Raw genomic sequence first — 10,296 nt, 5'->3', positions numbered from 1 at the left:
CGCGCAGCGCCGACGGCGAGGACTGTCTGAGGCCCGCAGGGCCGAGTTCCGCAGCCGCCCGACTTCGCGAGCACGCGAGGGAAGTCAGGCGCTTGCGCCTGACCGCGAACGCCGGGTGCCCTTCTCTTTGGTTCCTTTCTCTTGGGCAAGCAAGAGAAAGGAACCCGGCCGCCGGGACGGACTCCCGGCCAACGCACGCCAGCAAATCACCAACACCCATCGCAAGCCGCCCCCCAAAGGAGGGCTTCGCGCGACTCAGCCCAACCTTCCCGGCCCAAATCGAAATGCTCGTCGATGAACCGAACGTCAAGCCATGAAACATCCACCTGCCGTCCTCGCCAATGACCTCGTCCGGCTAAGGCGTTCAACAGCGGCCGACGCTCGAAGCGTTTTTGACGCAACGAGCAGCGACGCAGTCACGCATTTCATGGAATGGTCACGACACACCGATGTATCGGAGACCGAGGGATTCTTTTCGGGTTGCGCCGCACGGTGGGATTCAGGAGATGAGTTCCATTGGGTCATCGAACCCGCGAACGAACGCGCGATCGCCGGATGTATCGCCTTGCGGGTGAGAGGCAGCACGGCGGATTTCGGCTACTTTTTGCTCCCCATGTTCTGGGGCAAGGGTTTGGCCTTGGCTGCTACATCCCTAATCGTTGGATGGGCAAAACGCCAGCCAAATATCTTCAGGATCTGTGCCACAACGGATACTGAGAACACTCGCTCGATCGCCACGCTCGGTCGGTCGGGGCTGGCGCATGAAGGCACGTTAAGAATGGCGACAATTCGTCCGAACATCTCGACGACGCCACGTGACACCGCTGTATTCGGGCTCTGCCGCGATGATTTCTAGAGCGCTCAACGACAACGTATCCAAATTGCGTACTAGCCGCAGACAGCTCTCTGCCGCACCGAGGCACCGGTCCTGCCTGCTCCCGTCCGAAGCAAGGTCGAACCGAATGCATCTCGAAAGCGGGCTTCAATGATGCCCACTTCCCCCCTGCCTGACGGCTTCGCCCACCACATAACCCGCTGGGCGCAGCGCGCCGGCGCCAGCGAGCCCGCCGTCGCCCTCGCCGAAGCCGCCGCGCGACTGGTGTCGGCCGCCACCGCCGAGGGCCATGTCTGCGCCCATGTGGATGGGCTGCCGCCGCCGTGGCAGGCGATGCCACCGGATGAGCTGCACGCCGCGCTGATCGCGACCGGCGTGGTGGCGGACGACGCTTCCGCCGAACCGGCGCCCCTGTTCGCCGATGGCAGCGGCCGCCTGTACCTGTGGCGTTACCACGACTACGAACGTCGCCTCGCGACCGCCTTGCATGCGCTGGCGCAGCCGTTTGGGCTGGCCGATGCCGACATCGCGCGCCTGCGTGCCCAGCTCGACCAACTCTTCCCCGCCGACGCACCACGCAGCGGGCCGGACCGGCAAAAGCTGGCCGCGGCACTTGCGCTGCAAGGCGGGCTGACGGTGATTTCCGGCGGGCCGGGTACCGGGAAGACGCACACCGTGGTCGGCCTGCTCGCGGCCCTGCTGACGCTGCAGCCGGACACACGGGTCGCGCTCGCGGCGCCCACCGGCAAGGCCGCCGCGCGGATGATGGATACCCTGCGCCGCCGCACCGCGGACCTGCCCGCGGCGATCCGTGAACGCTTGCCGAACGAGGCGTGGACGATCCACCGCCTGCTCGGTGTCACCAGCGAGGCCGGGCGCTTCCGCCACCATCGCGACAACCCGCTGCCGATCGATGCCTTGGTGGTGGACGAAGCCTCGATGCTGGATCTGGCGCTGGCGACGCGGCTGGTCGAAGCGATGCCCACCGGCGCGCGGCTGATTCTGCTCGGCGACAAGGACCAGCTTGCCGCGGTGGAGGCCGGCGCGGTGTTTGCCGAGCTGTCTTCCACGATGGCATTCTCGCCAGCCTGTAGCGCCACGCTGGCCGCGCTGGCCGGTGGCGAAACCGACACGCTGATCGACCACGACGGCCCGCCGGCCGCCCTGCCGGATGCGGTGATGTGGCTCACCGAGAGCCGACGCTTTCGGGCCGATTCGGGCATCGGGCGACTAGCGGGTGAGATCAACGCAGGACGGGGCGAGGCCGCGCTGGCGTGGCTGCAAGCGGGCGAAAACGGCGCCCTGCGCTGGTTCGACGATGCGGGCGATGCCCCCGGCGATACGGTGCGCGAGGCCCTGCTCACGGGCTATGCGCCCTACTTCGCCGCCCTGGGTGACGCCGCCACCGCGCGCGACCCGGCCGCGCTGATGCAGGCGCTGGAGCGCTTCCGCGTGCTGTGCGCGGTACAGGCCGGACCACGCGGTGTCGCGGCGATCAACACGCTGGTCGGCAGCCGCGTGCGCCGGCTCACCGGCCCGGCCAGCAGCAGCCCGTGGTACCGCGGCCGCGCGGTGATGATCCTGCGCAACGATTACGCCTTGCGGGTGTTCAACGGCGACATCGGGCTCTGCGTGCTGGGGCCGGACGGCGCGCTTGCGGTGGCCTTTCCGGAAGCGGACGGCGACTGGCGCTACCTGACACCCAGTCGCCTGCCCGAACACGCGGACGCCTTCGCGATCACGGTGCATAAATCGCAGGGCTCGGAATTCGCGCGGGTGCATCTTCTTTTGCCGGAAAGCGCCGGCGCCGTGCTGACGCGGGAGCTGGTCTACACCGCGGTGACCCGCGCCACCGAGGCAGTGGAGATATCCGGCGACGACCAGGTGTTCGAACAAGCCTGCCGCACGCCGACGCGGCGGCGCTCTGGCCTGGGCGGCCAGTTGGCGCGCGAACGAGTTTCACACTCGCTTGCTAGAGTCTGAGCTTTGCGAGCCCGACGGATCGTTCCCATGAATTCCATCTGTGTGTTCTGCGGCGCCCGCGATGGCAGCCGCCCGGTGTATCGCGATGCCACCGTTGAACTCGGCCGCGCGCTCGCGCGTGAAGGGATCGAACTGGTGTGGGGCGGCGGGCATGTCGGCCTGATGGGCACGGTGGCCGATGCGGTGCTGGCGGCCGGCGGGCGCGTGTTCGGCGTGATCCCGGTGTTCATGGTGGAACGCGAACTCGAACACCGCGGCGCGACCGAGATGCTGGTGGTCGATTCGATGCACACCCGCAAGGCGGCCATGGCCGAACGCGCGGAGGGTTTCATCGCCCTGCCCGGCGGTTTCGGCACGCTCGACGAGTTGTTCGAAATCATCACCTGGGGCCAGTTGCACATCCACCGCAAGCCGATCGGGCTGCTGAACGTCGACGGCTTCTACGAACCGCTGCTGGCGATGGTGCGACACATGGTCGACGAAGGTTTCGTCAAGCGCGAGAACCTTGATCTGTTCTGCGTCGGTGACACGCCAGAGGCTTTGCTGGCGGCGATGAGTACCTGGCAAGCGCCGGTCGATGACTGGGTCGCTCCGCCGCTGACTTCGCAGCAAGGTTGAGCGGGCGGCACTGCCCGCAACGGGTTGCGCGACAGGCGCGGCGCCTTAATATTTCAGTGATATGTACGCCGCAGAATCATGGCCATCTCGGAGACGATGGCCATGTACACCAGCAAGGAACGCTTGATCCTGTTTGACGCGGACGGCACGACGATCGATGCGTTCAGCGCGATCGATACGACCTTCGCCCGACACGGCATGGAGATCGGCGACCTGGAACGCTTCCAGAAGCGCCGCAAGCTGTTCAAGTACCTCGGCGGCATCAAGGAATTCCCCGGCAATCTCAAGAAGCAGTTCGGCAAGCACAGCCGCAAGCAGATCCTGACTACGCTGACCGAGGTGTACCGGGAAGAAGCCCAGCTCTACCCCGGTGTGGCGAGCCTGATGCGCGATCTGATCCAGGCGCCGGGCATCCGCGTCGGACTGGTCACTCGGAACGTGACCTTCGAGCCGGCCACCACGCTGCGACAACTCTTCGCCCGCCACGACATCGACCTCACCGCCATCGACTTCATGGCCTGCCTGAGCCTGAGCGACGAGAAGAAGCACCCGTTCAAGATGGCGCGCGAACGCTTTGCGATCAACCCGGCGCGCTGCTACGCCTGTGGCGACGAGGTCAGCGATTTCAATGCTGCAGTGGCGTCGGGGATGCACCCTTTCATCGTGTCCTACGGTTTCGAGGATCACAAACGGCTCACCAAGAAATTCGAGGTACCGGACGAGGTGATCTCGCGTTCGCCGGAGGAATTCTGCGAACGGGTACGCAATGCGCTGGACCTTGCCGCACCGCAGCAACGGCAGGCCGCTGCGGCCTGAAATGTCCCGCGAACGACCGCTGCCTTTGCAATCAGTACGAATGTGAAACAAACTGTCTGGTCATGACGACCCGACACAGTCACACCGGTGCGCCGCACACGCTGCATTCGTTGATCGAGCCGCGCGCACTGCTTGAAATCGCCGCCCTGCCGGCGGGCTTGCCCTTGCTGGCGAGCGCCGAGCGCGGCGACGGCCATCCCGTGCTGCTGCTGCCCGGCTTCCTCGGTGACGAGGGCTCGATGATTGCCCTCAAGATCTTCCTGCGGAACCGCGGCTACGACGTCCACACCTGGGGCCTGGGTCGCAACCTGGGGTTCCAGACGCGGCAAGCCAATGCGCTGCAGCAGAAGATCCGCTTCATGCACTTTAAGAGCGGGCGCAAGGTCAGCCTGGTCGGCTGGAGCCTGGGTGGCCTGTTTGCGTTGTACGGCGCCACCGCCGCGCCCGAATGCGTACGTTCGATCGTCACGCTCGGCAGCCCGGTGACGATGGGCGCCGAGGGCAGCCAGTCGCCGCCGCTGGTCAAGGCGATCTACCGATTGATTGCGCATCCGCTGGGTCCGAACGGCCATCTTGCGCAACCGAAAGCGAAGGATCTGCGGCAAGCCAAGACCCTGCCGATTCCGATGAGTTGCCTCTACTCGCTGAGCGACGGTGTCATTCCGCCTCAGGAAGCGACCATCGATGGCAATCCGGAAATCCACGAGAACATCCGCGTGCCGGGGAGCCACCTCGGCCTCGGCTTCAACGCGGTGGTCATGAACATCGTCGCGGATCGGCTGTCTCAACCGGAAGGGGACTGGAAGCCGTTCAAACCGACCGGGCTTGGTGGGCGGCTGTACCGCCTGCTGACCCACGACGCGCTTCCGATCTGATCGCCGCCACCCAATCGCCGCCCGCACGATGACTGCCATGCGCCAACTCAGCCAACACGATGCCGCTTTCCTGTATTCGGACAACGCGCACGCCAACTCGAACGTCACGCTGATCCACATCTACGATCAGTCGACGGCGCCGGGCGGGCGCATCCGATTCAAGGACATCCTGGCCCACATCGAAGGCCGTCTGCACCAGTCGCCGATCTTCCGCCAGAAGCTCAAACGGCTGCCGTTCGACCTCGACTTTCCGTACTGGATCGAGGACGAGTACTTCGACCTGGAGTTCCATGTCCGCCACATCGCCCTGCCCAAGCCGGGCGACTGGCGCCAGTTCTGCATCCAGGTTTCGCGCATCCACGCGCGCCCGCTGGACCTGAACCGACCCCTGTGGGAAATGTATGTGATCGAGGGGCTGGACAGTTTTGTCGACCTGCCGCCCGGCAGCTTTGCGATCGTCACCAAACTGCACCACGCCGCGCTGGACGTTGAACACGGCAGCGAAATCACTTCGCTGCTGCACGACACATCGCCCCAGCCGAATCCGATCGAGCCACCCGAGCCCTGGTACCCGGAAACGCCGCCCGGCGAACTGACGATGATGGCGCGTGGCCTGGTCGGCAGCGTGTGGCCGCCGAGCCGCCTGGTGCGGCCGGGGCTGAACCTGGTGCGTACGCTGGCGCCGATGGTGAGCACTTTCATCCACGACGTGCTGAACAAACCCTCGCGCATCGTGCTGACGCGTTTCAACGCGCCGGTGTCGCCGTATCGGGCGTTCGATACGCGTCGTTTTCCGCTTGCCGACTTCAAGCTGATCCGCAATCTGGTGCCGGGCGCGCGCATCAACGACGCGGTGCTGGCCGTGTGCGGCGGCGCCCTGCGCAGCTTCCTCGACCTGCAGGGCGAGTTGCCCGAGCAAAGCCTGTGGGCGATGGCGCCGGTGTACATGCGCGACGCCGACAGCGAAGCGGGCGATCCGCGCGAGGTCGCATGGATCCGGGTGCAACTGGGTACCGACATCGCCGACCCGGTCGAGCGGCTGCGCATGATCAAGGAGCAGACCGAGCACGAGTTGCTGGAGCACGCGGTCTCGGCGACCGAACTGACCGACACCCGCCACCACGCATCGGCAGCCACGCTGGCCTTCACCAGCAAGTTCCTGACCCGCGCGGCGATGGAAGTCGACAAGCGTGCGCCGCGGGCGAACTGCACCATCACCAATGTGCCGGGCCCGAGCCAGCCGCTGTACCTGATCGGCGCGCGCATGACCTACTTCTCGGCGATCATGCCGATCACCGACGGCATGGGGCTGGTCTTCGCGGTCACGAGCTACGACGGCAAGATCATCGTGTCACCCACCTTCTGTCGCGAACAGATGCCGGAGCCGGAGCTTTTCGCGCAGGCGATCCGCGACAGCTTCCAGGAGTATCTGGCTGCCGCGCAAAGCAAGGTGGTTCCGATCAGATCGGCGCCGCGGCGCAAAGCGGCTGCGCCGGTGCTGATCCGGGGCGGCAGGCCTGAAGCCAAGGCCAACGCGACCCGCACGCCACGCACGCGCGCTTCCGGCTCTAGCCGAACTAGAAACTCAGGCGAAAGTGCCTAGCGCAGCAGCGCTACATAAATGCCCGCGAGCACGGCGGTCGTGATCACGCCGCTGATGTTCGCGCCCAGCGCCTGCGGCAGGATCATCGCGGTCGGCGAAGCTTCCGTCGCGATTTTCTGCACCAGCTTGGCAGTGGTCGGCACGCAGCTCACGCCGGCGACCCCGACCATGGGGTTGAACCGCCCCTTGGTCGCGAAGTACATCGCGTAACCTCCGGCCAGCCCGCCCAGCGCCGACAGCAGCAAGGCCAGCATGCCCAGCAGCAAGAGCTTGAGCACCACCGGTTCGAGCAGCGTGCCAGCTTCACATAGCACACCGAGGGTCAGCCCGAGGAAGAAGGTCGCGCCGTACAGCACCTGCTCGCCGAGAAATGCGGTGTAGTGCTTGAGCCCCGCCTCACGCACTGCCACGCCGATGAAGAGCGACAGGAACAAGGGCGCGGCGACCGGAAACAGCAGACACAGCGCCACACAGGCCACCACCGCGAACACCAGTTTGTGCGAGGCCTGAATCGGCTTGACCTGGGTCTCGGCCATCGAGATGCCGCGGATGTGCGCCGGCACAAGCGCCTTGATGATCCAGGGATAGGCCCCGTAGGTCAGACCCAGATACAGGTAGCCGACCACCGTGATCGGCACGAACAGCTCGCGCGCCAGCACCAGCGAGGCGAACAGCACCATCGGCCCGTCGGCACCGCCGATCAGTGCCACCGAGGCGGACTGGCCGGGCGTCATGCCCATCGCCAGCGCGATCGGAAACACCAGCACCGTGCCCAGCTCCGCGCACAGCGCGAGGAACATGCTCTGGAACGGCCGCGCCATGACGTAACCCACGTCAAGCAGAACACCGATGCCCATGAACACCAGGCAGGCGATCAGGCCGTTGCTGAACATCAGCGTATAGATCGGTTGCAGCCAGTCGATCTGCAGCTGGTTCATGACGGCGTCGGTACCGTTCGCGAGCGGATCGACAAACAGGGTCGCGGCCTTGCCGGGGGATACGAACAGCACACCCGCGTTCACCGCTGCCATGCCCAGCCCCATCGGCACCATCAGCAGCTCTTCGAGGATGCCCTTCTTGCCCAGCCAGACCAGCAGGCAGCCGAGCATGATGAGCACGATGCGGCCGATGGCGATCTTGGGTTCCGCCGCGACAAGCGTAGCGACCCCCTGGAAGAGCTGGAAGTTCAGGATGTCGTGCATCGCGCCGCCTCAACCGAGGCGCAGCAGAACCTGCCCCGCCGACACGGTATCGCCGGCCGCAACTTCGACCGAGCGTACGGTACCGGCAGCGCTGGCAAGGATCGCGTTCTTCATCTTCATGGCCTCGACTGTCGCCAGACGCTCGCCTGCAGCGACGACCTGCCCGACACGGACATAGACTTCGTCCACCGTGCCGCCCAGGTGACTGATCACTGCGCCCACAGCGGGTGCGGCCTCAGGCTGCGCAGGCGTGGGCGGCGCGATGCCGACGCTTCCGCTGACCGCACCGCCCGCGGGCAGCGCTTGCGCGTTGCCGCCCGGGTTTTCGACTTCTTCAACGGTGACCATGAAGGGCTGCCCATCCACGGTGACCCGGAAAGTACGTTCCATGCCGAACCTCACTGATTCGCGCTGCGGCCCGGCGAGCGGGCAAGATGATGAGAGTCGTGGAGCGCGCTGCGCGCCCCGGTCACCCAGTTATGGCGCCCCTCGGCCGGTTCGATGCGGACGATGCGTGCATCGCCCAGCACTTCGGACAGAGCGGCGGCGATTGCGGCCACTTGAGCGGGTGTCACGCCTCCGCCTGCACTCGCCGTGGCAAAGCCAGGCTGGGCGCCGCCATTCTTGTCGCCCCCCGCGCTTCGGGTGGCTTCGAGCACACGGACCAGCACATGGATCAGCCCCGCCACTGCGAAACTGACCACCGCAGCGAGCAGGTAGATCTGTAGGGCAATCGGTAGCGACATGCCGGCAAGCCTTACAGGGGAATGTTGCCGTGCTTCTTCGCCGGGCGCCGCTCGCGTTTGGCGAGCGTCTTGCGCAGCGCAAGTCGCAGCGCGGCGCGCGTCTCACGCGGCTGGATCACATCGGTGATGTAACCGTGGGCCGCAGACGCATAGGGCGAGGCGAACTCATCGCGATACGCGGCCGCGAACTCGGCCGCGCGCGCGACCGGATCTTCCGACTGGGCGATCTCGCGGCGATGCAGCAGTGTGACCGCCGCGTCAGCCCCCATCACCGCAATCTCGGCGGTCGGCCAGGCAAATACCAGGTCCGCGCCCATCTCCTGGCTGCACATGGCAAGGTAAGAACCGCCATAAGCCTTGCGCAGCACCAGCGTGATCTTAGGAACCGTGCAGGAGGCGTATGCAAACAGCAGTTTCGCGCCATGGCGGATGATCGCGCCACGTTCCTGCTCGACCCCCGGCAGGAAGCCCGGCACGTCGACCAGCGTGACGAGCGGAATGTTGAAGGCATTGCAGAAGCGGATGAAGCGCGAGGCCTTGTCCGACGCATTGATATCGAGCGCCCCCGCCATCACCTGCGGCTGATTCGCGACGACGCCGACCACCACGCCGCCGATCCGCGCCAGCCCCACGATGATGTTGCGCGCAAAGCTGGCGTGCACCTCGAGCAGATCGCCGTCGTCGACCAATCGGCGGATGACCGCATACATGTCGAGCGGTTCGTTCGATTCATCGGGCACCAGCGCGTCGAGACCTTCATCGAGAGAAAGGTCGAGGCCGGGGTCAAGCCGGTGCGGCGGGTCTTCGGTGTTATTGGCCGGCAGATACGACAGCAAGGCGCGGACGATTGCGATCGCATGCTGATCGTCTTCGGCGAGGAAATGCACGTTGCCGCTGACACTGGCGTGCATCTCGGCACCGCCGATCTCGTCCATCGTGGTGGCGTGGCCGGTGACTGCCTTGATGACTTCCGGCCCGGTGATGAACATCTGCGCGTTGCGGCGCGTCATCACGATGAAATCCATCAGTGCCGGCGAATAGGCGGCGCCGCCCGCGCATGGCCCAAGCACCGCCGCGATCTGCGGCACCACCCCAGACAACAGCACGTTGGCGTAGAACACGTCGCCATAGCCAGAGAGTGCATCGACACCCTCCTGGATGCGGGCACCACCGGAATCCTTGAACGCGACGAGCGGTATGCCCTGGCTGAGCGCGAATTGCATCAGCCGCACGATCTTGTTTGCGTGTGCCTTTCCCAAGGTGCCGGCGTGCACCATGAAATCCTGACTGAATGCGGCAACATGCTGCCCATCGACGAATCCAGTGCCGGTAACCACGCCATCAGATGGCAAGACCTTGCCTTCCATGCCGAACGCGTGTGCATCGTGCTGCACATGGGTGCCGAACTCTTGAAAGGTGCCGCTCTGGAACAGCGCATCGAGGCGCTCGCGCGCGCCGAGCTGTCCCTTTTCGTGCCGTGCGGCAAGCTTGTCGCTCCCGCCTGAGGCCATGATCGCCGCGCGCCGCTGATCGAGCAGCTGGGCAAGTTTCGGGGGAAGGGTCATGACAGCCTCGCCAATCCGGAGCCGACGCAGAAGCGCGGCTCACAAGCGACAAG

The 10,296-nt window shown here is 65.7% G+C and carries 10 protein-coding genes; 6 read left to right on the top strand and 4 right to left on the bottom strand.

Annotation, left to right across the window (positions count from 1 at the left end; genetic code table 11):
• Nucleotides 1–313: 313 nt before the first annotated feature.
• The 6 genes from GGR36_RS03530 (at nt 314) to GGR36_RS03505 (ending at nt 6,730) form a co-directional block, all read left to right on the top strand.
• Complete coding sequence (locus GGR36_RS03530) at nt 314–856, top strand: GNAT family N-acetyltransferase (RefSeq protein WP_183631896.1); 543 nt, start codon at nt 314–316, stop codon at nt 854–856.
• A 132-nt stretch (nt 857–988) separates the two neighbouring features.
• Nucleotides 989–2,818 carry an exodeoxyribonuclease V subunit alpha gene (gene recD / locus GGR36_RS03525; RefSeq protein ID WP_242533095.1) on the top strand — a complete coding sequence of 610 codons (1,830 nt, stop codon included), beginning with the start codon at nt 989–991 and terminating at the stop codon, nt 2,816–2,818.
• Nucleotides 2,819–2,845: 27 nt separating this feature from the next.
• A complete protein-coding gene (locus tag GGR36_RS03520) occupies nt 2,846–3,436 on the top strand; it encodes an LOG family protein (protein ID WP_183631892.1) in 591 nt (196 codons plus the stop codon).
• A gap of 78 nt (nt 3,437–3,514) precedes the next feature.
• Entirely contained in the window at nt 3,515–4,252 is a 738-nt protein-coding gene (locus GGR36_RS03515) for an HAD family hydrolase (protein ID WP_244971036.1), read from the top strand.
• A gap of 62 nt (nt 4,253–4,314) precedes the next feature.
• Nucleotides 4,315–5,127: an esterase/lipase family protein gene (locus GGR36_RS03510; protein WP_183631890.1), complete on the top strand. Its 813-nt coding sequence runs from the start codon at nt 4,315–4,317 to the stop codon at nt 5,125–5,127.
• Between the two features lie 28 nt (nt 5,128–5,155).
• Nucleotides 5,156–6,730: a wax ester/triacylglycerol synthase family O-acyltransferase gene (locus GGR36_RS03505; protein ID WP_221229484.1), complete on the top strand. Its 1,575-nt coding sequence runs from the start codon at nt 5,156–5,158 to the stop codon at nt 6,728–6,730.
• Here GGR36_RS03505 and GGR36_RS03500 read toward each other — a convergent pair.
• Genes GGR36_RS03500 through GGR36_RS03485 form a run of 4 tightly spaced genes read right to left on the bottom strand, consistent with a single transcriptional unit; the run spans nt 6,727 to nt 10,243 of the window.
• Nucleotides 6,727–7,932 (bottom strand): sodium ion-translocating decarboxylase subunit beta, encoded by a 1,206-nt coding sequence (locus tag GGR36_RS03500; RefSeq protein ID WP_183631888.1) that lies wholly within the window; start codon nt 7,930–7,932, stop codon nt 6,727–6,729. The genes GGR36_RS03505 and GGR36_RS03500 overlap by 4 nt on opposite strands.
• A 9-nt stretch (nt 7,933–7,941) precedes the next feature.
• Nucleotides 7,942–8,322, bottom strand: coding sequence for a biotin/lipoyl-containing protein (locus tag GGR36_RS03495; protein ID WP_183631886.1), 381 nt, complete (start codon nt 8,320–8,322; stop codon nt 7,942–7,944).
• Between the two features lie 8 nt (nt 8,323–8,330).
• Nucleotides 8,331–8,678 carry a hypothetical protein gene (locus GGR36_RS03490; protein ID WP_183631884.1) on the bottom strand — a complete coding sequence of 116 codons (348 nt, stop codon included), beginning with the start codon at nt 8,676–8,678 and terminating at the stop codon, nt 8,331–8,333.
• Nucleotides 8,679–8,689: 11 nt separating this feature from the next.
• Nucleotides 8,690–10,243, bottom strand: coding sequence for an acyl-CoA carboxylase subunit beta (locus GGR36_RS03485; RefSeq protein ID WP_183631882.1), 1,554 nt, complete (start codon nt 10,241–10,243; stop codon nt 8,690–8,692).
• Nucleotides 10,244–10,296 lie beyond the last annotated feature (53 nt).

The organism is Niveibacterium umoris, from assembly GCF_014197015.1.
Taxonomy (GTDB): Bacteria; Pseudomonadota; Gammaproteobacteria; order Burkholderiales; family Rhodocyclaceae; genus Niveibacterium; species Niveibacterium umoris.
This window is presented reverse-complemented; position numbering and strand designations above follow the sequence as displayed.

Excerpts from the sequence above, each read along its gene's own strand:
- GGR36_RS03530 (WP_183631896.1), top strand. The coding sequence starts at position 314 with ATGAAACATCCACCTGCCGTCCTCGCCAATGACCTCGTCCGGCTAAGG.
- recD (WP_242533095.1), top strand. The coding sequence starts at position 989 with ATGCCCACTTCCCCCCTGCCTGACGGCTTCGCCCACCACATAACCCGC.
- GGR36_RS03520 (WP_183631892.1), top strand. The coding sequence starts at position 2,846 with ATGAATTCCATCTGTGTGTTCTGCGGCGCCCGCGATGGCAGCCGCCCG.
- GGR36_RS03515 (WP_244971036.1), top strand. The coding sequence starts at position 3,515 with ATGGCCATCTCGGAGACGATGGCCATGTACACCAGCAAGGAACGCTTG.
- GGR36_RS03510 (WP_183631890.1), top strand. The coding sequence starts at position 4,315 with ATGACGACCCGACACAGTCACACCGGTGCGCCGCACACGCTGCATTCG.
- GGR36_RS03505 (WP_221229484.1), top strand. The coding sequence starts at position 5,156 with ATGACTGCCATGCGCCAACTCAGCCAACACGATGCCGCTTTCCTGTAT.
- GGR36_RS03500 (WP_183631888.1), bottom strand. The coding sequence starts at position 7,932 with ATGCACGACATCCTGAACTTCCAGCTCTTCCAGGGGGTCGCTACGCTT.
- GGR36_RS03495 (WP_183631886.1), bottom strand. The coding sequence starts at position 8,322 with ATGGAACGTACTTTCCGGGTCACCGTGGATGGGCAGCCCTTCATGGTC.
- GGR36_RS03490 (WP_183631884.1), bottom strand. The coding sequence starts at position 8,678 with ATGTCGCTACCGATTGCCCTACAGATCTACCTGCTCGCTGCGGTGGTC.
- GGR36_RS03485 (WP_183631882.1), bottom strand. The coding sequence starts at position 10,243 with ATGACCCTTCCCCCGAAACTTGCCCAGCTGCTCGATCAGCGGCGCGCG.